This window comes from Fusobacterium sp. IOR10 (assembly GCF_010367435.1).
Lineage (GTDB): Bacteria > Fusobacteriota > Fusobacteriia > Fusobacteriales > Fusobacteriaceae > Fusobacterium_B.
In genome coordinates this window covers 1-24,114 of record NZ_WJWY01000015.1, presented here as the reverse complement: position 1 = coordinate 24,114, position 24,114 = coordinate 1, and the positions used below count along the sequence as shown (strand labels likewise).

General features: G+C 28.7%; 24 protein-coding genes. All 24 read right to left on the bottom strand.

Features of this window, described 5'->3' with window-relative positions; translation table 11 throughout:
• Nucleotides 1–22 precede the first annotated feature (22 nt).
• Nucleotides 23–1,711 (bottom strand): gamma-glutamyltransferase, encoded by a 1,689-nt coding sequence (gene ggt, locus GIL12_RS05720; protein WP_163469539.1) that lies wholly within the window; start codon nt 1,709–1,711, stop codon nt 23–25.
• A 251-nt stretch (nt 1,712–1,962) separates the two neighbouring features.
• Nucleotides 1,963–2,574: a response regulator gene (locus GIL12_RS05715; protein ID WP_163469538.1), complete on the bottom strand. Its 612-nt coding sequence runs from the start codon at nt 2,572–2,574 to the stop codon at nt 1,963–1,965.
• On the bottom strand, nt 2,571–3,875 hold the full coding sequence (locus tag GIL12_RS05710; protein WP_163469537.1) for a HAMP domain-containing sensor histidine kinase: 1,305 nt from the start codon (nt 3,873–3,875) through the stop codon (nt 2,571–2,573). The genes GIL12_RS05715 and GIL12_RS05710 overlap by 4 nt, the downstream gene beginning before the upstream one ends.
• A gap of 3 nt (nt 3,876–3,878) precedes the next feature.
• The gene (locus tag GIL12_RS05705) at nt 3,879–4,505 is read right to left on the bottom strand and encodes a hypothetical protein (RefSeq protein ID WP_163469536.1); all 627 of its coding nucleotides are present in this window, start codon (nt 4,503–4,505) and stop codon (nt 3,879–3,881) included.
• A gap of 209 nt (nt 4,506–4,714) precedes the next feature.
• Nucleotides 4,715–6,079: a 23S rRNA (uracil(1939)-C(5))-methyltransferase RlmD gene (rlmD, locus tag GIL12_RS05700; RefSeq protein WP_163469535.1), complete on the bottom strand. Its 1,365-nt coding sequence runs from the start codon at nt 6,077–6,079 to the stop codon at nt 4,715–4,717.
• On the bottom strand, nt 6,063–6,344 hold the full coding sequence (locus GIL12_RS05695) for a hypothetical protein (RefSeq protein WP_163469534.1): 282 nt from the start codon (nt 6,342–6,344) through the stop codon (nt 6,063–6,065). The genes rlmD and GIL12_RS05695 overlap by 17 nt, the downstream gene beginning before the upstream one ends.
• A gap of 15 nt (nt 6,345–6,359) precedes the next feature.
• Nucleotides 6,360–7,310 (bottom strand): 16S rRNA (cytosine(1402)-N(4))-methyltransferase RsmH, encoded by a 951-nt coding sequence (gene rsmH, locus GIL12_RS05690; RefSeq protein WP_163469533.1) that lies wholly within the window; start codon nt 7,308–7,310, stop codon nt 6,360–6,362.
• Between the two features lie 44 nt (nt 7,311–7,354).
• Nucleotides 7,355–7,615: a YggT family protein gene (locus tag GIL12_RS05685; protein ID WP_203522533.1), complete on the bottom strand. Its 261-nt coding sequence runs from the start codon at nt 7,613–7,615 to the stop codon at nt 7,355–7,357.
• A gap of 13 nt (nt 7,616–7,628) precedes the next feature.
• Nucleotides 7,629–8,174 (bottom strand): CDP-diacylglycerol--glycerol-3-phosphate 3-phosphatidyltransferase, encoded by a 546-nt coding sequence (gene pgsA / locus GIL12_RS05680; RefSeq protein ID WP_163469532.1) that lies wholly within the window; start codon nt 8,172–8,174, stop codon nt 7,629–7,631.
• Nucleotides 8,175–8,193: 19 nt separating this feature from the next.
• Nucleotides 8,194–9,528, bottom strand: coding sequence for a 30S ribosomal protein S12 methylthiotransferase RimO (gene rimO / locus GIL12_RS05675; protein ID WP_163469531.1), 1,335 nt, complete (start codon nt 9,526–9,528; stop codon nt 8,194–8,196).
• Between the two features lie 13 nt (nt 9,529–9,541).
• Complete coding sequence (pnp, locus tag GIL12_RS05670) at nt 9,542–11,650, bottom strand: polyribonucleotide nucleotidyltransferase (RefSeq protein WP_163469530.1); 2,109 nt, start codon at nt 11,648–11,650, stop codon at nt 9,542–9,544.
• A 218-nt stretch (nt 11,651–11,868) separates the two neighbouring features.
• Nucleotides 11,869–12,801, bottom strand: coding sequence for a tetratricopeptide repeat protein (locus GIL12_RS05665; protein ID WP_163469529.1), 933 nt, complete (start codon nt 12,799–12,801; stop codon nt 11,869–11,871).
• 14 nt (nt 12,802–12,815) lie between these two features.
• Nucleotides 12,816–13,520: a queuosine precursor transporter gene (locus GIL12_RS05660; RefSeq protein WP_163469528.1), complete on the bottom strand. Its 705-nt coding sequence runs from the start codon at nt 13,518–13,520 to the stop codon at nt 12,816–12,818.
• Nucleotides 13,517–14,221, bottom strand: a complete 705-nt coding sequence (locus tag GIL12_RS05655; protein WP_163469527.1) for a radical SAM protein — start codon at nt 14,219–14,221, stop codon at nt 13,517–13,519. The genes GIL12_RS05660 and GIL12_RS05655 overlap by 4 nt, the downstream gene beginning before the upstream one ends.
• 170 nt (nt 14,222–14,391) lie before the next feature.
• Nucleotides 14,392–15,843: a [FeFe] hydrogenase H-cluster radical SAM maturase HydG gene (gene hydG / locus GIL12_RS05650; protein ID WP_163469526.1), complete on the bottom strand. Its 1,452-nt coding sequence runs from the start codon at nt 15,841–15,843 to the stop codon at nt 14,392–14,394.
• A gap of 17 nt (nt 15,844–15,860) precedes the next feature.
• A complete protein-coding gene (locus GIL12_RS05645) occupies nt 15,861–16,121 on the bottom strand; it encodes a TM1266 family iron-only hydrogenase system putative regulator (RefSeq protein WP_163469525.1) in 261 nt (86 codons plus the stop codon).
• A gap of 240 nt (nt 16,122–16,361) precedes the next feature.
• Nucleotides 16,362–17,477: a GGDEF domain-containing protein gene (locus tag GIL12_RS05640; protein WP_163469524.1), complete on the bottom strand. Its 1,116-nt coding sequence runs from the start codon at nt 17,475–17,477 to the stop codon at nt 16,362–16,364.
• A 102-nt stretch (nt 17,478–17,579) separates the two neighbouring features.
• Nucleotides 17,580–18,341, bottom strand: a complete 762-nt coding sequence (trpA, locus tag GIL12_RS05635; RefSeq protein ID WP_163469522.1) for a tryptophan synthase subunit alpha — start codon at nt 18,339–18,341, stop codon at nt 17,580–17,582.
• Nucleotides 18,342–18,353: 12 nt separating this feature from the next.
• Entirely contained in the window at nt 18,354–19,553 is a 1,200-nt protein-coding gene (gene trpB / locus GIL12_RS05630; protein WP_163469520.1) for a tryptophan synthase subunit beta, read from the bottom strand.
• 15 nt (nt 19,554–19,568) lie between these two features.
• The gene (locus GIL12_RS05625; protein WP_163469518.1) at nt 19,569–20,189 is read right to left on the bottom strand and encodes a phosphoribosylanthranilate isomerase; all 621 of its coding nucleotides are present in this window, start codon (nt 20,187–20,189) and stop codon (nt 19,569–19,571) included.
• A gap of 12 nt (nt 20,190–20,201) precedes the next feature.
• On the bottom strand, nt 20,202–20,948 hold the full coding sequence (gene trpC / locus GIL12_RS05620) for an indole-3-glycerol phosphate synthase TrpC (protein ID WP_163469516.1): 747 nt from the start codon (nt 20,946–20,948) through the stop codon (nt 20,202–20,204).
• Nucleotides 20,949–20,950: 2 nt separating this feature from the next.
• The gene (gene trpD / locus GIL12_RS05615) at nt 20,951–21,961 is read right to left on the bottom strand and encodes an anthranilate phosphoribosyltransferase (protein ID WP_163469514.1); all 1,011 of its coding nucleotides are present in this window, start codon (nt 21,959–21,961) and stop codon (nt 20,951–20,953) included.
• Nucleotides 21,962–21,970: 9 nt separating this feature from the next.
• Nucleotides 21,971–22,531 carry an aminodeoxychorismate/anthranilate synthase component II gene (locus tag GIL12_RS05610; RefSeq protein WP_163469512.1) on the bottom strand — a complete coding sequence of 187 codons (561 nt, stop codon included), beginning with the start codon at nt 22,529–22,531 and terminating at the stop codon, nt 21,971–21,973.
• Nucleotides 22,528–23,928 carry an anthranilate synthase component I gene (gene trpE, locus GIL12_RS05605; RefSeq protein ID WP_163469511.1) on the bottom strand — a complete coding sequence of 467 codons (1,401 nt, stop codon included), beginning with the start codon at nt 23,926–23,928 and terminating at the stop codon, nt 22,528–22,530. The genes GIL12_RS05610 and trpE overlap by 4 nt, the downstream gene beginning before the upstream one ends.
• Between the last annotated feature and the right edge of the window lie 186 nt (nt 23,929–24,114).

The window sequence follows — 24,114 nt, the reverse complement described above, 5'->3', positions numbered from 1 at the left end:
TTCTCCTATTTTATCTTTGTATTTAGAATCCAGCTGCTACTCCATCTCTTCTTGGATCTGCTCCACCTTCTAATATTCCTCTACTATAATCCATCATAACTGCATGAACTCCTCCAAAATATGGAGCATAATAGTCTTTTAAATCTATTTCATGTCCCATTTCCTTAAGTTCATTGTAAGCAGCTGCACTTATTCTTCCCTCTGCCTTTAATGATCCAAATTGATATTGAGTAATTCTTGGAGCATTAATAGCTTCTTGTATATTCATACCATGGTCAATAACATTACTTATTGTTAATGCCACTGCTGTTATTATTCTTGTTGCACCTGGAGATCCAATTGCCATAAATGGTCTTCCCTTTGGATCTAAAACTACTGTTGGAGACATTGAACTAAGTGGTCTTTTTCCTGCTTCTATTGAGTTCTTATGTCCTGGTTCTGCTACAAAATCATCCATATGGTTATTTAATAATATTCCTGTTCCTGGAACTACTACTCCAGATCCAAAGAAATAGTTAATTGATTTAGTTATTGATACCATATTTCCTTCTTTATCCATAACAGCTATATGAGTTGTACTTTCACTTTCATATTTCCAAGGTTCCCCTGGAACTTTATCAACACTTGGTTTTTCCAAGTCAAACTTTTCAACTAATCCCTTTGCATATTCCTTTGAAGTTAAACCTTTTAATGGAACTTTTACAAAGTCTGTATCTCCCATATATTCTGATCTATCTGAATACATTTGTCTCATAGCCTCTGACCATACATGCCAAGTTTTAGCTGTATTGTCTCCCATTGCTCTAAGATCAAAATTTTCCATCATATTTAAAAGTTCTATAACATGAGTACCACCTGAACTTGCTGGAGGAGTTGATATAATTTCATATCCTCTGTAAGTTCCTTCAATTGGTTTTCTTATTTTAACAAAATAATTTTTTAAATCCTCTGTTGTTAATATTCCACCTTGTTTTTGTACTTCATTTGCTATTTTCTCTGCTATTTCACCTCTATAGAAAGCTTTAGCTCCATTATCAGCTATTTTTTCTAAAGTTTTTCCATAATCTACATTTTTTATTTTGTCCCCTACTTCGTAAGGTAATCCATCATTTAAGTAAATTTCTGCTGTTGCTGGATATTTGGAAATTTTATCATAGTTGTCTGAAATTATTGAAGATAAGTTTACAGTTACAGGTATTCCATTGTAAGCAAAATCTATTGCTGGTTGCATTACTTGTCTTCTGCTCATTGTTCCATATTTCTTTAAAGCTGTTAAAAGTCCTGTAGTTTCCCCTGGAACTCCAACTGCTTTACCACCTACTGTTGATTCTTGATTAATTGCCTTTCCATTTTCATCTAGTGTATACATATCTGGAGTAGATTTTCCTGGAGCCTCTTCTCTAAAGTCTATTACAACTGGATCCCCATTGGCAGGTTTTATTAACATAAATCCTCCACCTCCAAGACCAGAAGCATTTGGTTCCAATACTCCTATGGCAAATGCAGTTGCTATTGCTGCGTCCACTGCGTTTCCACCTTCTTCTAATATTTTTACACCTACTTTTGATGCTTCTGGTTTTGCTGCTGCTACTACACCATTTTTAGATTCAACATCCCTTTCATATGTGTTCAACGGTGTACCATATGAAGTAATTGTAGTTAATACTGTGGCAACAAATCCAACTAATAATCTTTTTCTCAACTTTATCATTTTCCCCTCCTAAAAAATTTTATTGTATTATTCATCAATTGTATTTATACCACAAATATCTTTTATTTCATATATAAAAGACCTTTTTCCTTTATTTCTCATTATTCTCATGAATAACCATCTATTTTTAATCTATATACATATTTTAAGAACAATTTTTCCTGAAAAAGTATGCTTTATGTATATTAGAGTCATCTATTTAATATATACAAAAAAAAGCATCCTAAGGAATAAATCCATTAGGATGTTAGTTATTTTAATATTTTATATTCCTTTCTTGGTCTACCTATTTTCCCATAAATTAAATTTACAGTTAATACATTTTCTGAAACCATATACTTTAAATATCTATTTACAGTTTTTTTTGCAACTGCTATTTCCCTGGCAATGTCTGAAACATCAACATATTTATCAGTTGATTTTAAATAGTCTTCTATTAATTTATATGTGTTCTTATCTATTCCCTTTGGATAATCTTCTATTTTTATTACACTTTCTTCCATGGGCTTTCCCAAATGACTTTTTATTCTACAAAATAAGTCCAACATTTTTATAGGTTTCACTGCAAAATCATTTGCCCCAGCTTTAAAAAAACTTTCTGCAACATCCTCTTCTCCTAAAATAGTTAAAGCTATTATTAAAACATCCTTATCCACTTGCCTAATAAGTCTAGTTCCAACAACACCATTTATATAAGGTAAATTGTAATCAACTATAATAACATCAAATTTTTTAGCTCTTAATTTATCTAGTCCTGTTTCAATATCATAGGCTACTTCAACTTCCCAATTTTTCAAATTAAAATATTCTGATATTGCAAAACATATTTCCTTAGCATCGTCAATTATTAAAATTCTACTCATATTTCCCCCTCTAAAACTATATATGTAATTACCCCTTTTTTCTTCTTAAATATATAATATTTAGCACCAATTTCCTCTAAAACATTTTTCACAAAAGTAAGGCCTTTTCCTGATGAGTTTTTAGTTGAAAAGCCCTCTTCCATTAATTTATCAACTGTTCCATCTATTCCATCACCGTAATCTTCTATTTTTATAACAATCTTATTATTATATTCCTTTAAAATTAAATTAACTGTTTTTGAATTAGCTTCCCATGAATTAGTTATTATATTTATTAACACTCTAGATAATAAAATCCTATTTCCATAAATTTTATGTTTTTTATATATATAATTCTCAAAGTTAATATCTTTAGATTTCTCATTAACTGATAGTATGGATAAGGTTAAATCAACTACATCCTTTAAATTAATTATCTTTCTAACATTTCTATATAAAATTTCTTCTATTAATAGATTCAATTTCTCAAGGGAATTTTCAATTCTAGAAAAATATTCCTTATGTTTTTTATTATCATCTTGCATATCTAAAATTTCCACAAGGGTACCTATTGAAAAAATAGGTGTTTTTAAATCATGAACCACATGTTGAATTTCCTTTAAATATCTATTTTCAATTTCTGATTTTTGTCTATTTATATTTTCTTCCTGCCATTTGAAAAAATATAGTAATAAAACTGAAACAAGCATAAAAACAAAAAAGAAACTCATACATAAAATAGTTGTAATTCTTTTAGCTCCCATAAAATTAATAGCTTGGTTTAGAAACAAAGTTATTTCCCCAACACCTAAAAAATTTAAATAGGTACTTACATCTAGCCATTGAAGACCTATTATAAAAAATAAGAAAACAAAGTATTTTTCTATGGAGTTTACATTTTCAAAATCTAACCTCACATAATAAAAAAACCAAATTAAGCCTAAAATTGAGGTTTTTCCAAAGGGAAGATAAATTTTATAAAACATATTTATTATAATATATGCTAGGGGAATCACTAGGGATATTAAAATCATTTTTCTATATATTATTTTCTTTCCTCTTTTTTTTATGGAAAAGGCATCAAACAACATAATCATAGAAAGGTAAATAGGATAAGATCTCACTGTATTTAAAAAAACCAACTTAAACATAGCTATTAAAATATACTCCTTATCCCAATTGTCCAACCCATAAATTATAGAATCATATATTTTGAAATTTTCATGCTTAAAAATAATAGGAAATAATAATCCTAGAAAAAAAACAACAATTGCTTTTTTTAATTCTCTACTATTTATATTTGCTTGAAATTCACTATTCATACATTACTCCTTGGAAGATATTTTCTTTAGAGAAGATTCTATAAACTTATCCACTCCTTTTTTTCTATAATCATCTGACACAGTAACTTTTATAATTTTATTTTCATCCTCTGCATTCCCTATAATTTCACCTATTCCAATGATAATATCATTATATCTAAATAATATTATTTCATTTTTATTAATTCTTTCTATTATATAATCTTCTGGATTTTCTTTGGATCTACCTATATTTTTAAAATATCCTAGAATTTCATAAATTTCATTAATAGTTGGATAGTTTATATTTATTTTATCAAATGAAATTATATTATTTAATATTTTCTTACACATGGAATAATGCAGTGGATCATTAGTATGTTCTACAACATCCTTAATTTCATTTTCCCTTATAATCTTTTCTAGTATTTCATAAATATCCTCTCTATTTTCATCCTCTAAATAAAATTCCAGCATAATATTTTTATTGTTAGTTGAAAAATATCCACAGACACCAGTTTCATCTTCTATTTGAAAATAATTACAAAGGGACCCCATTCCTAGCATATGATCCATGGGAGAATTTAAACCTCTAGGATTTTTTTCTATTATTTTATCCAATGCTTCCATTTGTACTTTATTGAATTTCAAAATATTTCCCTCCTCTTTGTCTCACTTATTTTTTAACGAATTATACTCATATAATTACATAATATTTAAAATTATATCACACTTTATTTTCTTTTTCCATACACAGACACCAGTTCACCTATTTTAAGTGTTAATTATGTATAAAAAAATGCCAACACTTTTTAAAAATGTTGGCAAAATGTTGGCATTTCTACATATTTACTTTGTTTTTACTCTGTAACTTCTGATTTATTCAATGTAAACTTACCTACTAATTCAATGTGAGAAGTTTGAGGGAAAAGATCCAAAGGTTGAATCTTTTCTAATACATAACCTTCTTCTATTAATATTTTACTATCCCTTGCAAAAGTTGAAGGATTACAAGAAATATACACAAGTTCTTCTATCTTATGACTTGATAATGTTCTCAATGTTTCTTCTTCAATTCCTTTTCTAGGAGGATCAAATATTACTGCATCTATAGTTTTTTCGTCCTTCATTAATTCTTGTATTTTCCTATTAACATCACCACATATAAATTCAACATTGGTAATATTATTTCTTTTTGCAGTTCTTAATCCATCTGCAACTGTTTTTTCAACTATTTCCATAGAATATACTTGTTTTGCTTCCTTAGAAAGAATCATCCCAATAGTTCCTATTCCTGCAAAGGCATCTACAATACATTTATCTTGTATATTATTGAAATAACTTATTCCAACTTCATATAGCTTTTTAGTTTGTTCTAAGTTTATTTGGAAAAAAGAAGTTGGAGAAATACTAAAATCTATTCCCTTTATATTTTCTTGAAGAGTTCTTTGACCAAATAAATGTTTTTGTGAATTTCCAAGGGCAACATTTGTTCTCTTATCATTTAAAGAAATATATACTGATTTTACTTGATCCATTTCTTCATAAACTTCCTTTAATAAAGCAAAAACTTCATCTGGTATTTTTTTAGCATTAATAATTAAAACTAACATAGCCTCATTTTGAGAATTAGTTCTAGTCATAATATGTCTAAGAATTCCCTTGTGAAATTTCTCATTATATACAGAAATATTTTTATTTTTATTTAAGATTTTTTTAACTTTATTTATAACTTCATTACTTAAGTCTGAGCTTAACATATTTTTATCAATTTGAAAAATTTCATGGGATCTTCTTTTAAACATCCCTGTTATTATTTCACCATTTTGTCCATAGGCAAAGGGTTCAATTACTTTATTTCTATAGTTAATTTCTTTATCTGACCCTATAATTGGTAAAATATAGGCATCTGAAACTCCACCTATTTTTTTCATAACATCTGAAACTAATAACATTTTATATTTTAATTGAGCTTCGTAACTAAGCATTGCAAAATTACATCCATGAAAATCCTCTTCAGTGAACTTTGGAAAATCAATTCTTTCTTCTCCAGGTTTTATTATTTTTTTTATTATGCCCCTTCCGTAGGATTTCTTCTTTGAGATTAATTGGATTTCCAATTCATCTCCTGGAACTGACATGGGTACAAAAACAGGAAAGCCATCAATGTGACCCATTCCTTCTCCCCCATTAACAATTTTTTCAATACTAATTTCCTTCAACATCTGTTTTTTCTCCTTCTAGTTTAAAATACCTTATTTCTTTAGAATGTTCCATTTTTCCTTTGTCCAACATTTCAAGTTCTATCTTTTTAAAATTAGATTTATTATAATAACTCATCATTTGTTTTCTAAGTTGTTTATTGCAAATTTCAACTTGTTTTTTTTCAAATTTAACTTGTCCCTCTAGTCTTTCAATTCTAGAGAGATAATTTTTATTTACTCCAAATACAACTAATGTAATTACAAGTCCCACAACAAAAGTTTTCATTTTATCACCTTTTTACTAAATTTTTTCTATGACTCTTAATTTTGCAGAATGAGCTCTATTGTTATAATCTAGTTCTGTCCCTGTAGCACAAATTGGTTTCTTTGTTACAAGCTTAACTTGAGGTTTCTTACCACATATACAAATAGGTATTGTTGGAGGACAAGTACATCCCTTAGCTAACTCTCTAAATTTATTTTTTACTATTCTATCTTCTAAAGAGTGGAAGGTAATTATTCCCAATCTTCCCCCTACTTTTAAACATTTCACAGCTTTTTCTATTGATACTTCTAGAACTTCTAATTCTCTATTAACTTCAATTCTAATAGCTTGGAAAGTTTTTTTAGCAGGATGCTTTTTACTTCTACCGTGATAAGCTCTTCTAATTATAGCTACTAATTCCCCTGTAGTTTCAATTGCCTTTTCTTGTCTAGATTCACAAATATATCTTGCTATTTTCCTAGCAAATCTTTCTTCCCCATAATCATAGATAATCTTTGAAAGTCTTTCCTCTTCATAATTATTAACTATGTCATAGGCAGAAATAGGATTGGATTTATCCATTCTCATATCTAATTTAGTGTCAAATCTATAGGAAAATCCCCTATCTTCATCATCTAATTGTGTGGAAGATACTCCAATATCCATTAATATTCCATCTATTTCACTTTCCCCAGCCATGTAAATAACTGTGTCTAGATTTTCAAAATTCTCCTTAAAAACTTGCCATTTATCTTTATATGGTTCCAATCTTTTTGATGCAAAATCAATAGCTTGTTGATCTTGGTCCATTGAAATTAGTTTTCCCTTTTCTGAAAGATGTTTCAATATTCCCTCTGAATGTCCACCTCCACCAAGTGTACAGTCAAGATAAACTCCATCTTTATTTATTATTAAATTTTCTATTGTTTCATTAAATAAAACTGGAATATGATAATCACTAAAAGTGTCATCTAACTTTTCATTCATTTTTACCTCCATTGAAAAAATAGAGAAGCGAGCTTCTCTATTAATTAAAACATTATATAATATATTACTCTTCTTAAAACATTTAAAGCAAAATATGCTAAGATGGGAGATAAATCAATTCTCATGGACCCCATTGGAATCAGTGCTCTAAAAGGTGCTAGCACAGGTTCTGTTATTGCATAAACCACTTCTGTAAATTCATTTCTCTTATAAGGCACTAACCACGAAAGAGCCACTCTAATTAAAATAATTAAATTAAGTATTGTCATAGCATAATTAACAATATTCCATATCATTATCCTCATATTTTCCCCCTTTTTAATTTTCTTCTAAAAAGTGATGCTTTGTAATTTTAATGTATTCTAATCCTGACCATATAGTTAAAACTACAGGTATTAACATTAAAGCATTATTTATATTTAAAATAGTATCATACTTTTTACCAAAAATAATTAATATCATGATAACTATCATTTGGGAAGTAGTTTTGTATTTCCCTAATTTAATAGCTCCTATGACTTCACCCTTAGAGGCTACAATCATTCTTATTCCACTTATTAAAAATTCTCTAAAAATAACAACAATTGACATCCAAGATGGTATATAATCTATTGAAACCATTACAACTAAAGCTGATATAACTAATATTTTATCTGCCAGTGGATCCATAATCTTTCCAAAATCTGTTACTAAATTATGTTTCCTTGCAAGATATCCATCAAAAAAATCTGTAATAGAAGCCACTGCAAATATAACTAAAGCAATGATTTTGTAAATTAAATTTCCTGGTGAATTCTCTAAAAAATAAATAAAAGGTACTGCTAGTAATAATCTTGTAATTGTTAACTTATTAGGTAAATTCATATTCTCCCCCCATATATTTTTAATTATCTTCTAATATAGGCCCTATAAAATCATATTGAAATCTTTGTTCAATTTTAACCTTTACAATATCCCCTTGTTTCCCTGTTCCATCGCTAGTTAAAACCTTTCCATCAATATCAAGTGCTTGACTTCTCATTCTTCCTTCTAACATATATTCACTTTCAGAAGAAACTCCATCAATAATAACTTCAACTTCTTTTCCTATATATTTTTCATTTATGCTTTCTGCTATTTCCCCTTGAACATTTAGAAGATCCGCCCATCTTGCGTCTTTTATCTTTTCATCAACTTGATTAGGAAGAGAATAAGCAATTGTATCTTCCTCTCTTGAGTATTTAAATACTCCAACATAATCAAATCTAAATTCCTTTACAAATTCCTTTAATTCTTCATAATTTTCCTCTGTTTCTCCAGGGAATCCAACTATTACAGTTGTTCTTATTGTAGCATCAGGAATTGCACTTCTAATTCTTCCTAAAATATCCCTTACTTGTTTCCCTGATTTTGCTCTAGCCATGCTTTGTAGCATGTTATCTGAAATATGTTGAATAGGTACATCAAAATATTTACAAATTTTTGGTTCCTCTTTAATAACTTGAATTAATTCATCAGTTATTGAATTTGGATACATATAGTAAAGTCTAATCCATTCTATTCCTTCTACTTTAACTACTTCTTTTAAAAGTTTAGCTAAAGCTAGTTCCCCATAAATATCTTTTCCATACTCTGTTGTTTCTTGAGCTAATATATTTAATTCCTTAACACCTTGAGCTGCCAAAGCCTTAGCTTCTTCCACTACATCTTCTATATATCTACTTCTCAAGTCTCCTCTTAAAGTAGGTATTATACAATATGTACAATGTTTGTCACAACCTTCTGATATTTTAATATAAGCTGAATGAACATTATTTATAAGAACTCTTTTAGTATCAGTAGTTGCAAGAAAGTCTAGCTTTCCTACAACTGTTTCTTTATTTCCATGCATTACTGATTTTATAATTTCATAAATATGATCAATATTTCCAGTTCCAACAACAGCATCTATTACAGGAATTTCTTCCATAAGTTCTTCTTTATATCTTTCAGATAAACATCCAGTTACTATTAACTTCTTCAAGTTATAGTCTTCCTTATATGCTCCAACTTCAAGTATAGTCTCTATAGATTCCATTTTTGCATCATTTATAAAAGCACAAGTGTTAACAATAATAACATCTGCTTCTTTTAAATTTTCTACCAATTGAATTTTTCCTTCATTTATAAGGATACCCAACATATTTTCACTATCAACTGTATTTTTACTACAACCTAAACTAATTAAACCTAATTTCATTATCATACCTCATCTAATCTAATATTCTTTTTTTACTAAGACTAATTTTTCCCTTTTCAGTAGATATTACCTTAACGTCAAATTCGTCTCCTTCTTTTAATACATCTTCAACTTTTTCAACTCTTTCCTTTGAAATTTCAGAAACATGTAATAGTCCTTCTTTTCCTGGAAGTATTTGCATAAATGCTCCAAAATTCATAACTTTTACAACTTTACCTCTGTATATTTCTCCAACCTCAACATCTTTAACTTGGTCAGTTATTCTTTGTACTGTTAATTTTAATCCTTCTAAATCTGCACAGAATATAGAAACTTTTCCGTCGTCAGTTATATCTATTAGAGCTCCTGTATCTTCAACTATTTTTTTGATATTTTTTCCACCAGGTCCAATTAATCCACCTATTTTGTCAGTGGCAATTTGTAATTGATGAATTCTTGGTGCATTTGCTGCTAGATCTTCTCTTGGTTCAGAAATAGCTGCGTTCATTACTTTAAGAATTTGAATTCTTGCTTTATGAGCTTGATTTAATGCAATTCTCATAATTTCTTCAGTAATTCCAGTTATTTTTATATCCATTTGTAGAGCAGTGATTCCAGATTTTGTTCCTGCAACTTTAAAATCCATATCTCCTAAATGATCTTCAAGTCCCATTATATCAGTAAGAACAGTGAATTCTTCATTTTCTTTTATAAGTCCCATTGCAATACCAGCTACATGTTCTCTAATAGGTACCCCAGCATCCATAAGAGCAAGAGATCCTCCACATATTGAAGCTTGAGAAGATGAACCATTTGATTCTGTAATATCAGAAACAACTCTTACTGTGTAAGGGAATTCTTCTTCACTTGGCATTACATAAGATAGGGCTCTTTCTGCTAGAGATCCATGTCCTAATTCTCTTCTTCCTGGAGCTCCATTTCTTCCTGTTTCTCCAACTGAATAAGCAGGGAAGTTATAATGTAAATAGAATTTTTTGTAATATTCTTCATTTAAAGTGTCAACTAATTGTTCATTTGATTTAGAACCTAAAGTTGTAGTTACTAGAGCTTGAGTTTCTCCCCTTGTAAACATTGCTGAACCATGAGGCATAGGTAAAGAACCTACTTCTGCATATAATTCTCTTAATTCATCAGTTTTTCTTCCATCAACTCTATGTTTATGATAAAGAATAGAATCTCTTACTAATTTTTTCATTAATTTATCATAGTACATTTTAAATTCATCCATAATTTCTTTTGGAATTTCTTCTGCTTCAACATCTGCAAAATTTTCAGCTACAAATTTTTCTGTTAATTCTGCTTTTAAAGCGTCCACTGTATCTTGTCTTTCTTGTTTTCCAACTTTTAATACAGCTTCCTTTAATTTTTCAGTTCCATTTTCATCAATAAATCCTTTTACCAATGGATTAGTTTCTGGTTTAGTGAATGTTATTTTTTCTTTTCCAGCTAATTTTACAAATTCTTCTTGGAATTCACATAATATTTTGATATTTTTGTGTCCAAACATAATAGCTTGAAGCATAGTTTCTTCGTCCATTTCTTTAGAACCAGATTCAACCATGTTAATAGCATCCTTTGTTCCTGCAACTTTTAGATTAAGTTCACTTTCTTCCAATTGTTTTGGAGTTGGATTAAGAACAAATTCTCCATTTATTCTTCCAACACAAACTGAAGCAACTGGTCCTAAGAAAGGAATATCAGATATCATAAGTGCTGCAGAAGCACCTGTAATACTTAAAGCTTCTGTTGCATTTTCTCCATCATAAGAAAAAACAGTATTTACTATTTGAACCTCATAAGTGAACCCTTCTGGGAACATTGGTCTTAAAGGTCTATCTGTTAATCTAGCAATAAGAGTTGCATCAGTAGATGGTCTTGCTTCTCTTTTATTAAATCCTCCTGGGAATTTTCCAGCAGCATAATATTTTTCAATATAATCTATTGTTAATGGGAAAAAGTCTATCCCAACTCTTGGTTCTTTTCCACGGTTAACAGTACTTAACATTACTGTATCACCGTATTTAACCATAACAGCCCCATTAGATTGTCTTGCAAATTTACCAGTTGAAAGTGATAACTTTCTACCTGCAAATTCTATTTCTAGTTTTTTTTCTTCAAACATTTATTTCCTCCTAATATTTTTATAAATTATTATAAAGGAATCAGTAAATAATAAGGGAAAAATTATGTATTTTAAATTCTTAAATTTACATAAATTATCTCTTACTACTTACTTATCAATCCTCATTATAACAATCTTTTCATCCTTAAAGTATACCATTTTTAAACACAAAAATCAAAGATAATTATAATTAAAGAAAAAGAGTAAGACCAAAAATCCTACTCTTTTTCCATACTTTTTTCATCATTATTATTTTCTTTTATTTTCTTTTCAACTATTTTCATTTGCTTTAATAACCACTCATCATTGCTTTTTATTTTTTTAGCTTTTTCCATAAATTCAATAGCTTTATCATATTCCTTTAACATTGAATAGTTCCAAGAATACTCACATAATATCCAAAAATCCTCTCTTCCCTTTTCCTTAGCTTTATCAAGGGATTTAATAGCCTTGTCGTGTTGGAATTTTTTACTATAACACCAAGCAATTTGTGAATAAAGCCATACATCGTCTCTTCCTTGTTCTTCAACAAACAATAAAGATTTAAAAGCACGATCTATTTCTCCTAATCTTTCTAAACACCAAGCTATATGAGAATTAACCCAAATATCCTCATTTAAATGATATTTAGCTCCATAATAGTAATTTAGAGCCTTCTTATAGTCTCCCATCTTTTCATAAACAAGACCCATTTCAGAATAAATCCAATAGTCATCCCTTCCAAGCTCAATACTCAACATATATTTTTCAATTGCTTTTTGAAAATTTCCCAATTGAGAATAATTCCAACCTATTTCGCTAATTATTAAATAATCATCCCTTCCATATTTTTGGGATTTTTTCAAATAATATATAGCCAATTTATATTTTTTTAAAGCTTTATAGTTAAAAGCTAATTGAGTACTTAACCATCCATTTTCATCATATTCATTTTGAGCTTCAGCCTTTAATAGATATTCCACAGCCTCTTCCATTTCTTCTAATCTGCTTAGACAACCTCCTATATTGCAATAAAGCCAATATGATTTTTCCCCTTGTTTTTCCAGTTCTTTATATGATTTTAATTCCTCTTTAAGTTCTTCCTTTTCCTTACGTCTTCTTTCTATAAGCTCGTTTTCCATAAGTTCGTCTTCTTCATATCCTCTAAACATAATATCTCCTTTACTTATTCAACTTCTTGTATTTTTCCATTGTTATGCAAATAACTAGCTAAATATACAAATGGAGTATCTGAAATCGCAACTAAAACTTTTAAAATATAAGTTGTTATAAATATTTCTATTAAAACTTCTTTAGGATAAACACCATAAAAAGCAACCAATGTAAATATTGTATTGTCAATTAATTGACTTACAAGGGTACTTGCATTGTTTCTTATCCAAATATGCTTTGTTTCACTGTATCTTTTCTTCCAAAATTCATAGGCCCATATATCGTGACTTTGTGAAGTTAAGTAAGCAAGTAGAGATGCGCATATTAATCTAGGCATAAAATCAAATATTCTTTGTAAACCTTGAAACATTATAACTGCTTCTTTCACATCACTTGGAACAAATGATACTGCTATTTTCATAATTACACTCATAACTATTAAAGAGAAAAACCCTATATAAACAGCCCTTTGAGCATGTTTTTTACCATAATTTTCAGCTAATATATCTGTAACTAAAAATCCACCAGCATATAAAATATTTCCTAAAGTAGTACCTACACCAAATAAATCAACCAATAAAACAACTTGTATATTAGCAAGTATAGTTGAAATAGGTATCCATATGTATAGTCCTATTTTACCATATTTTTTGTAAATAAATAATATACTTAAAAAATTTACAAGTAACATAACCAACCACATTAATTCATTTCTCATTGTTCGAACACTCCTAGATCTTTATTATTGATAAGAAGTTCCACTCTATCATCATCTTGAAGATAACTATATTTTTCTATAAACCATTTCACTAGATTTTCATCTCTTTTAACTATTGTACCATTATCTATGAAGATATTTAAAGTTATATTTTTAAAATATTTAAGCCCTAATTCTATATCCCTATCTATCATTTTTTTTGTTTGACCCTTGGTACAAACAAGTAAACAAATAGAATATATTTCCTTTCCTAATAATTTTAGAATATCTTCATTTAATTTAAAATTTTTATTATAATGATTAATTCTAAAATCCTCATTAAAAGTCTCAAGCCCCATTCTAATTCTAACTTCTACTCCTGGGAATAATTTTCTAATTTCATCTAATCTTTTTAAATATCCATAATATATTTCAAAATAAATAATTTTAATGTTTTTTTCATAGACAACATCTTTTATCATCTTCATAGTTTCATCAGTTAATTCAAATACAGAACCTGAATTTATAACTTCTAAAACTCCAAATTCCCCAGTAATATTTTTTATTGTATCTCTATTGATTATATCCATAGAATCTTCATCTAAAGAATTATCTTCTATATAATTACAAAAGCTACATTTTCCATAAGCACATGGAAAACTTTTTAAAAGTACTATTTCCCTTCTATGCTTATCTTGAATTTTATTATATCTTATTCCCATTTAACCTCCTTTTACATTTAAATAAAAAAGGGCAGAATATACCTGCCCTGACAATCTAAATAGTACAAATTTAGACCTAGTTTTTTATAGATGGTTTAACTGTGCAGAACATCTTTCAGGTTAAAGTATATTAATATTTTCAAACTTTGTCAATTGTTTTTAATATTATGTTAGAATTTAACGTCTCTTTTTCCTTCATCAATACTTTTAAGTCCATCTGCCACTTCTTTATAATATGGTTCGTCCTTTAATTTTTCCAAATGTTGTTCAATTACTTTAAGTGCAATTTTTGCAGTTTCTGGTGTTGCATAATCTAAAACATATTCCTTCAATGTAAACATAGCATTTGGAATACAATAATTATGTACAAATTTAGATTTTGCCACTTTCATAAATTCTTCCCCAGTTCTTCCTGCTCTATAACATGCAGTACAAAAAGATGGAATTTCTCCAGTTTCACAAACTGTTTTAACAACGTCATCTAAGGAATTGTCATCATTAATTGTAAATTGTTCAGAATCATTTAATTGATTGGCTTTTTTTGATTTTGCGTAAGCTCCCACACCTATTCTAGTACCTGCATCTATTTGAGAAACTCCAAGAGGTATAACTTGATCACGAACTTCCTTTGGTTCCCTAGCAGTACATATTAATCCTGTATATGGAACTGACAATCTAATAACTGCAACTAATTTTTTAAAGTCTTCATCTGAAACTTTATATTTCAATTCTCTACTAAAAGGTGTTTCAGTTGCAAATGTTATCCTAGGAAATGAAATTGTATGTGGTCCAACACCATTGAAATTTTCTTCCAAGTGAATTGTGTGATATAAAAGACCCATAACCTCAAATCTCCAATCATAAAGTCCAAATAAAACTCCTAGACCCATATCATCTATTCCACCTTTCATTGCTCTATCCATAGAGTAAAGTCTCCAACGATAGTGACCCTTCATAGTTCCCTCTGGATGCATGAATCTATAAGTTTTGTGATGATAAGTTTCTTGGAAAACTTGAACAGTTCCTATTCCAATATCCTTTAGTTTTGCAAATTCATCTGTTCTTAGTGGAGCACAATTTATATTTGCACGACGAATTTCACCGTGTTCTGTTTTTGTGTCATATACTGTTTTTACTGTATCTACCATATAATCAACTTGAGTATTAGGTGATTCCCCATAAACTAGTATAGTTCTTTTTTGTCCCTCTTCTATCATTACCTTAACTTCTTCTGATACTTCTTTTAAAGAAAGAGTTTTACGTTTCATAACTCCATTGTCACATCTAAATCCACAATATTTACATTTATTTACACATTCATCACTACAGTATAGTGGTGCAAAAAATACTAATCTATCTCCGTAAACCTCATGTTTTAATTTGTATGCTAGTTGATACATTTCTTTAATAGTGTCTGGATCTTGATTTTGAATTAATATAGCTGTTTCTTCTGGTTCTAATCTAACACATTTCTCTGCCTTTTTTAAAACCCTTCTAACATCTTCCTTTGAAGGTGCTTCTGCTTGATTTAATTTTTCCCAAATTAAATCATCATCAATAAAATCTTTGTCCATTTTATCATATTCTGCCATTTCCTTAGCATATTTTTGTGTGAAATTCATTTATAAATCCTCCCTAATTATTTAACTTTAGTCAACATTGCTTTAACAGATACACCTTCCACTCTTCCAAGTTTTCCTGTAACAGCAGATATCTCATCATTTGTGCCCTCAGCAATTAATGTAATTACAGAGATTTCACGTTCTTTATAGGGGATTCCCATTCTTCCAACAAATAGCTTTGAGTATTCATGTAAAATAGCATTTACCAAGTAAAATTTACTTAGATTTTCAACTACAATTCCTATTATGGCTATTCTTGTGTCCCTTTCTTCACTCATAACATCTCCCTTCCTTAACCTTAATTTTTTTAAAGATAAAGAGACCTTCCATACATTTGCAAGGAAGGTCATTTGAATTTATTAATAAGTCCTCCTCTACGGAAATACCGATGAGTCAGATATCTTCAAAGCCCTGTATTCCCAAGTATATTACAAGCAAATACATTGCACATTTACTACAGTATATTCCATGTTCATTAAAATGTCAATGGCTAAAGATTTAATAATAATTTATTTTTTTTATACTTCTATTCTATTTCTTCCATTGTTTTTCCCTTTGTATAGGGCAATGTCAGAAGCTTTATTTAATTCATCTAATGTTTTATTTGTTTCATTTAAATAACTAATTCCAACACTTACTGATATGAATATTTTTTCCCCATTTACAATAAAGGCATGACGATTAATTTTATTTTGTAAATCAATCATAAGTTGTTTTGCATGATTTATATTTGTATTTGGAAAGGCATAGGCAAATTCCTCTCCTCCTAATCTACCAATTAAACATTCCCCCTTTGAAACTTCCTTCATTAATATAGCTAGCTCTCTTAAAACTTTGTCCCCAGCATCATGTCCATAGGTATCATTAATATTTTTAAAATAATCAATGTCAACCATTGCATAGGAAAAATCCTTTTCTTCAAGAATGTTACTTTCTAAATATTTTCTAGATTCCTCTAAAAAATATCTTCTATTCATAAGCCCTGTTAGTGCGTCTGATCTAGCTAAAATATTCAATTTACATTCCCTGTGATGTTCTCTAGTTATATCATTTAAAACTCCTCTAAAACCCATGAATTTATTATGTTCATCGTATATAGGTACCCCACTTATTTGCAACCAAATTTCATTATTATTTTTATGTATGAACTTATATTTCCTTTTATAAAGTTTTTCCTTTTCCTCTATGCTTTTTAAAATTTCAATTTGAAAATTTTCTTTTTCCTTTAAAATATTATAAACTGACATTTCAAATAATTCCTCAGGAAAATAACCTAAAATTTTTTCTATTTTATTTGATACATAATTGAACTTACTGTCCCTTCCTATTTCCCAAACAACTGCTTCAGCAGCATCTGTAACATCTAGAAATCTTTGTTTACTTTCTTCTAAATTTTTTAACGCTATTGTTAGATTATCCTTTGTTTTTCTTAATTTATAATTTAATAAAATTAAAAGGAATAATGACAACATTAACAAACAAGATAAAATAATTAGTTCTATAGTTCCTAAAAGGACATAATTTTTAAAATCAAAATTTGTTTTAGAAAAAGTGTCATGTGCAAAAAGAAATTTAGAATTAACTAAAGTTAATATAGGTATATAGAAAGTTGAAATTCTATTATTTAAAAGCAAGGCATACATCTCCTTTGAATTGTCATGATTAATAATTTGTTATGATTATAATATTATACCATTTTCAAAGTAAAATTTAAAACTCTTTTATAAAAATATTTTTTAGATGCAAAGTTCTTTCACATAATTTTTTACAACTTCATAGTCTCCACTTGATTCATGAATTTTTTTAACTATTGCTGTTCCCACTATAACATTGTCAACATATTTATATATATTTTCCACATCTTCTTTACTACTTATTCCAAAACCAACTGCCACAGGTATGTTAGAATATTTTTTTACTTCCTTTATATATTCTTCAAAATCCTTATAAATTTCAGAATCCCTTCCTGTAACTCCAAGAGAAGAAACAGTGTACACAAATCCACTTCCCCTAGAAAGGGTTTTCTTCATTCTATCCTTTGAAGTTGGTGTTGCAAATGGAATTAAAGCTATTTTTTCTTGATCTAAAAATTCTAAAATTTCATCTTGTTCCTCATATGGAAGATCTGGAATTATAAGACCATCTATTCCTATTTTTTCACATTTTTCCACAAATTCCTTTACTCCATAATTAAATATAGAATTATAGTATATTAAAAACACCAAGGGTACTTGTATATCCTTTCTAAATTTACTGATTTCAGTAAAGATTGATCTTAAACAAACTCCCTTTTCAATAGCTCTTTGACCTGCACTTTGAATAACTGGTCCATCAGCTAATGGATCTGAAAATGGAACTCCTATTTCTATAACATCACATCCTCCATCTTCTAGTGCATGTACCATTGATCCTAATTTATCTATACTAGGATCTCCCCCTGTTAAGAATCCTATAAAATTTTTATTCTTTTCTCTTAATTTTTTTTCCAATTTATTCATAATCACAGCTCCTTATTTATTTAATTTGTGAATATCATTGTTTTCATAATAATCCATTATAGTATTCATATCCTTATCCCCTCTTCCAGAGATATTTATAATTATAATGTCATCCTTTGTAGTTTCATCAATCTCTCTTAAAGCTAAAGCAACTGCATGGGAACTTTCTATTGCTGGAATAATCCCCTCAACACTTGAAAGCTCCTTTAAAGCAACTAAAGCTTCCTCATCAGTGATAGATTTATAAACTGCCCTATCTATACTTTTTAAATAAGCATGTTCAGGACCTACCCCAGGGTAATCAAGACCTGCTGATATTGAATGGGCAGGAAGAATATTTCCATTTTCATCAGTTAATAATATTGATTTCATTCCTTGGAAAACTCCAATATGAGCATCAACTTCATCTGATAAAACAACAGCATGTTTTCCTGACTTAACTCCTAGCCCTCCAGCTTCAGCTCCTATTAATTGAACAGTTTCGTCCTTTACAAAGGGATAAAATATTCCCATTGCATTACTTCCTCCACCAATACAAGCATATATTCTATTTGGCAATCTTCCTTCTTTTTCTAAAATTTGAGCCCTTGCTTCAACACCTATAACCTTTTGAAATTCTCTAACCATATAAGGATAAGGATGAGGTCCCACAACTGAACCTATAACATAAAAAGTGTCTTCAACACTACGTACCCATTCCTTTATTGCCTCATTAGTTGCATCCTTTAAAGTACTAGTTCCACTTGTAACTGAAATAACCTCTGCATTTAATAATTTCATTTTAAATACATTTAAAGACTGTCTTTCAACATCCTCTTTTCCCATAAAGACTCTACATTCCATTCCCATTAATGTAGCAACTGTGGCAACTGCTACACCATGTTGTCCTGCTCCTGTTTCTGCAATAATTTTAGTTTTTCCCATTCTTTTAGCAAGTAATACTTGTCCTAATACATTATTTATTTTATGGGCACCTGTGTGGTTTAAATCTTCCCTTTTAAGATATATTTTAGCTCCCTTATATTTTTCACTAAGGGCCTTAGCATAATATAAAGGATTTGCTCTTCCAACATATTCCTTTAAATAATAGTTATACTCATCCATGAAATCTTTGTCTTTTAAAGCCTCTTTTAATTCTCTTTCTAAATCCAATAAAGGATTCATTAAACTTTCTGGGACATATTGTCCTCCGTATATTCCAAATTTTGTCATCTTATCCCCCTTGTATTATTTTATATTTTTAAATAACAATTTTATTTTTTCTTTATCTTTTATTAAATTTGTTTCAACTCCAGAATTTACATCTATAACATTAGCTTTTGAAATATTTATTGCTGAATTTATATTTTCACTGTTTATTCCACCAGCTAGTATTTTTTTTTGATTAACAGTTATATCTTTAATAAGATCCCAATTAAAAGTCTCACCAGTTCCACCGTAAGATCCAGTTTTAAAGGTTTCAAATAATATTCCATGAACCATATTATATTTTTTTATTTCATCTATATTTATTTCATTTTTCACATGGATTACCTTCCATATTTTTATCCCTTTAATTTCCAAATTATTTTTTAATTTTTCTATGTAATCTGTAGTTTCATCTCCGTGAAGCTGAATAACTTTAAGTTTACATATTTTAACTGCCTTTAATATAAAGGATATGTCTTCATTTACAAAAACTCCAACTGGTAAAATATCCCTTCTTAATTTTTCAATTAATACCTTCCCCATTTCTAAAGATATTTTTCTTTTTGAATGGGAAAAAATAAAACCTGCATAGGTTAAATCAAAGTTATTTATTATATTAATTTCTTTAATTTTTTTAATTCCACATATTTTTATTTCCATGGGAACTCCCCTTTAATTAGAATAACTTTCTTTAAAAGTTCTAGCTAGATCCTCTACACATTGAGACAGCATAAAACTTTCTCCCACTAAAATTCCATCAATTTTAACACTTGATAATTTTTCCACATCTTCCTTTGTTTTTATTCCAGATTCACTAACAACTAAAATATTTTTAGGAATATATTTTCTAAGTTCAATTGTATTTTCAATATTTGTTGAAAAACTTTTTAAATCCCTATTATTTATACCTATAATGTCTGCTCCCACCCTTAGGGCTATTTGAATTTCTTCCCTTGTATGAACTTCCATAAGAACATCTAAATCTATTTTTTTTGCTAATTCATAAAGATTTTTCAATTTATCTTCATCTAAAATATTTACAATCAACAATATTGCACTTGCTCCTAGGGCTTTGGCATTATAAATTTGAATTTTATCTAGTATAAAATCTTTACATAAAACAGGTATTTCTACTTTTTTTGAAACCATTCTTAGATATTTATCCTTACCTAAAAAGAAATCTTCCTCTGTGAGTACTGATATTGCATCTACACAACTATTATATTTTTTAGCTATTTTACGAGGATTAAAATCTTTTTTTATTAATCCCTTGGAAGGGGATGCTTTTTTTATTTCACCAATTATACTTAATCCATCCTTTTTAATAGCCTCATAAAAGCTCATATTTTTTTTATGCTTATATTTCTTTTCTATAAATTTTAATTTAGTTTCCACAATTTTTTTTAAATATTCCTCCATGTTTACACCTCATTACTTACTAGTATAAATTCTTCTAATTTTTTATAAGCCAATCTTTCATCAATTATTTTTTTTGCTTTTAAAATTCCATCTTCTATAGAAGTTACTAAATTAGAAGCATACATAGCAAGGGCTGAATTTAATATTACAATATCCCTTTTAGCTCCCTTTTCCCCTTTGAAAATATCTTTTATAATTTTTCCGTTAAAAATTGCATCTCTTCCTTGAATATCTTCTTTTTTCCCAAGTTCAAAGCCAAAATCCCTAGGATTTATAGTATATTTTTTAAACACACCATTATTTAATTCAAGAACCTTTGTATTTCCTGTTATAGTAGCCTCATCTAATCCATCTTCCCCATAAACTATTAAAGCTTTTTTAACACCTAGATTCTTTAAAACATCTCCGTAAATATCCATTAGCCTTTCTTCATAAACTCCAACTAGCATATGATTTGCTGATCCTGGATTTATAAGGGGACCAAGTATATTGAATATAGTTCTAAGTCCTAAATTTTTTCTTACTTTTCCAACATTTTTCATTGCCCTATGAAATGAAGGGGCATATAGAAAACTTAAATTAGTTCTTTGAACACATTCTTTAACTTCCTCAGGAGTTAAATCAAGCTTTACTCCCAATCCTTCCAATACATCTGCACTTCCACAGTTACTAGATACTGAACGGTTACCATGTTTAATTACACATCCACCTCCAGCAGCAACTACTATAGCTGTTGCTGTACTTATATTAAATGTATTGGATAAATCTCCCCCTGTTCCAACTATATCTATCATAACTAAGTCATCAACATTTACTTTAGTAGCTAGGTTCCTTAGAACTTTTGCCCCTGCAGTAACTTCAACAGAAGTTTCCTTTTTTATTGAAAGAGCTGTTAAAAAACTGCTAATAAGAATATCATCACTATTTTCATCCATAATATAGTTCATTGCATATTCCATTTCACTAGCACTTAAATTATTTAAATTAACTAATTTCTTTATTATTTCTTTCATAACTTCCTCCTATCTACATAAATTAATAAAATTAGCTATTATTTCATCTCCACATTGGGTAAGAATTGATTCTGGATGAAATTGAAGTCCATAAACATCATAGTCCCTATGTTTTATTCCCATTATTTCATTATCCCCCATTGTTAAAATTTCTAGCTCATCTGGAAGATCTTCAACTATTAAAGAATGATACCTTGCTACTTTTATTTCATCTGGCATATTTGAAAATAATTTATCATCATTTAATTTTATTTTACTTGTCTTCCCGTGCATTATTTTTTTACTGTGATTTAATTTCCCTCCAAAGGCAACTCCTATAGCCTCATGTCCTAAACATATACCTAAAATAGGAATTTTATTATAGTATTTTTTTATAATAGGAAGGGTTATCCCTGCTTCATATGGAGTTTTTGGTCCTGGGCTGATTATTATTCCCTCTATTTGTAATTTATCCAATTCATCTAAAGTTATTTCATCATTCCTATACACAAGTATATCTTTATTATATTTCCCAATATATTGATATAGATTGTAAGTAAAGGAATCATAATTATCTATTAGTACTATCATATTTTCTCCTTTCCTGTTATAGCTTTCACACAGGCTCTTAATTTATTTAAAGTTTCTTCATATTCAGATTCAGGATCTGAGTCATAAACTATTCCTGCCCCTGCTTGTATATTTATAACATCATCTTTTTTAATAATTGTTCTTATGGCAATGCACATATCCATAGTATTATTAAATCCAAAGTATCCAACAGCTCCCCCGTAAACTCCACGTTTTAAATTTTCCAACTCATCAATTATTTCCATTGCCCTAATCTTAGGAGCACCACTTAAGGTTCCAGCAGGGAAAAAACTTTTAAATGCATCTAAAATATTTTTATCCTCCCTAAGTTCCCCTTGTACTAGGGATGTAATATGCATTACATGGGAATAATTTTTTACTTTTAAATAGCTTGGAACTTTAACTGAACCTATTTTAGCTATTCTTCCCATATCGTTTCTTCCTAAATCAACTAACATATTATGTTCAGATATTTCCTTTTCATCCTTTAATAGTCCCTCTTCTATTTTTTTATTTTCTTTTTCATCCTTTGAGGTTTTTCTAGTTCCAGCTATTGGACAATTTTTTACTATATTATTATTTACTTCAACTAACATTTCTGGACTAGATCCAATAACCTCGTATGATTCCATTTTCAAATAATACATATAGGCTGAAGGGTTTACTTGAGTTAGTTTTCTATATAGGTCCAAGGAATCCACATTTTCCTTTTTACCACTGAATCTTTGGCTTAAAACAACTTGAAATATATCCCCTGCATATATATAATCCTTTGCTTTTTTTACATTTTCTATAAACTTTTCCCTTGTAACATTACTTTTAAAATCAATATCTATATCCTGAATATTGTGATTTAATTTAACCTCTTTGTTAATGTCTTCCATTATTGTTTTTATTTTTTTTCTAGCTTTTTCTTCTCCAGCCTTTGTATCTTCCTCTAAAACAATAATATGTATTCTTTGAAATAAATGATCATATGCAATAAATTCCTTTGTAAACATTAGATCAATCATTGGAGTTTTTATTTTGTCACTGTTTTCATTTGGAATATTTTCATAAACTCTTATTGAGTCATAGGAAACAGATCCAACAGCTCCTCCTACAAAATTAAATGTAGTTGTATTTTCAACTTCTATTTCATCTAGATAGTCTTTTATTAAATTAAATGGATCCCCTTTAATAATTTTTAATTCATTATTTTCTTGAACTTTTATTTCTTTTTCATCACCAGTTAATAGCATATATGGTTTTCCTATAAATGAATATCTCCCCTTTGGATGAAATTTCTCACCACTTTCTAGTAAAAATCCCACTTCCTCTTTTATGTATTTTTTAAATAAAGTGATAGGAGTTTCTATGTCTCCTGAAATAATCTCTTCATAAGTTTTTAATTTCATTTTTCCTCCTAATTATAAAAAAGTATAAAAAAAATCGTCCCAAAAACTGGGACGATTATTAAAGGGTCTATAATATTTGGTGTTGGTATTTGTAAAAATACTAATGCCTTTATTTTTTGCAAAAAAAAATTGAGACAAATAAAAAAATCCGTTACAATTAAGTTGCGACACCAAAAGAAAGGATGT

Excerpts from the sequence above, each read along its gene's own strand:
- ggt (WP_163469539.1), bottom strand. The coding sequence starts at position 1,711 with ATGATAAAGTTGAGAAAAAGATTATTAGTTGGATTTGTTGCCACAGTA.
- GIL12_RS05715 (WP_163469538.1), bottom strand. The coding sequence starts at position 2,574 with ATGAGTAGAATTTTAATAATTGACGATGCTAAGGAAATATGTTTTGCA.
- GIL12_RS05710 (WP_163469537.1), bottom strand. The coding sequence starts at position 3,875 with ATGAATAGTGAATTTCAAGCAAATATAAATAGTAGAGAATTAAAAAAA.
- rlmD (WP_163469535.1), bottom strand. The coding sequence starts at position 6,079 with ATGTTGAAGGAAATTAGTATTGAAAAAATTGTTAATGGGGGAGAAGGA.
- GIL12_RS05695 (WP_163469534.1), bottom strand. The coding sequence starts at position 6,344 with ATGAAAACTTTTGTTGTGGGACTTGTAATTACATTAGTTGTATTTGGA.
- rsmH (WP_163469533.1), bottom strand. The coding sequence starts at position 7,310 with ATGAATGAAAAGTTAGATGACACTTTTAGTGATTATCATATTCCAGTT.
- GIL12_RS05685 (WP_203522533.1), bottom strand. The coding sequence starts at position 7,615 with ATGAGGATAATGATATGGAATATTGTTAATTATGCTATGACAATACTT.
- pgsA (WP_163469532.1), bottom strand. The coding sequence starts at position 8,174 with ATGAATTTACCTAATAAGTTAACAATTACAAGATTATTACTAGCAGTA.
- rimO (WP_163469531.1), bottom strand. The coding sequence starts at position 9,528 with ATGAAATTAGGTTTAATTAGTTTAGGTTGTAGTAAAAATACAGTTGAT.
- pnp (WP_163469530.1), bottom strand. The coding sequence starts at position 11,650 with ATGTTTGAAGAAAAAAAACTAGAAATAGAATTTGCAGGTAGAAAGTTA.
- GIL12_RS05665 (WP_163469529.1), bottom strand. The coding sequence starts at position 12,801 with ATGTTTAGAGGATATGAAGAAGACGAACTTATGGAAAACGAGCTTATA.
- GIL12_RS05660 (WP_163469528.1), bottom strand. The coding sequence starts at position 13,520 with ATGAGAAATGAATTAATGTGGTTGGTTATGTTACTTGTAAATTTTTTA.
- GIL12_RS05655 (WP_163469527.1), bottom strand. The coding sequence starts at position 14,221 with ATGGGAATAAGATATAATAAAATTCAAGATAAGCATAGAAGGGAAATA.
- hydG (WP_163469526.1), bottom strand. The coding sequence starts at position 15,843 with ATGAATTTCACACAAAAATATGCTAAGGAAATGGCAGAATATGATAAA.
- GIL12_RS05645 (WP_163469525.1), bottom strand. The coding sequence starts at position 16,121 with ATGAGTGAAGAAAGGGACACAAGAATAGCCATAATAGGAATTGTAGTT.
- trpA (WP_163469522.1), bottom strand. The coding sequence starts at position 18,341 with ATGAATAAATTGGAAAAAAAATTAAGAGAAAAGAATAAAAATTTTATA.
- trpB (WP_163469520.1), bottom strand. The coding sequence starts at position 19,553 with ATGACAAAATTTGGAATATACGGAGGACAATATGTCCCAGAAAGTTTA.
- GIL12_RS05625 (WP_163469518.1), bottom strand. The coding sequence starts at position 20,189 with ATGGAAATAAAAATATGTGGAATTAAAAAAATTAAAGAAATTAATATA.
- trpC (WP_163469516.1), bottom strand. The coding sequence starts at position 20,948 with ATGGAGGAATATTTAAAAAAAATTGTGGAAACTAAATTAAAATTTATA.
- trpD (WP_163469514.1), bottom strand. The coding sequence starts at position 21,961 with ATGAAAGAAATAATAAAGAAATTAGTTAATTTAAATAATTTAAGTGCT.
- GIL12_RS05610 (WP_163469512.1), bottom strand. The coding sequence starts at position 22,531 with ATGATAGTACTAATAGATAATTATGATTCCTTTACTTACAATCTATAT.
- trpE (WP_163469511.1), bottom strand. The coding sequence starts at position 23,928 with ATGAAATTAAAAACTTATGAAGAGATTATTTCAGGAGACATAGAAACT.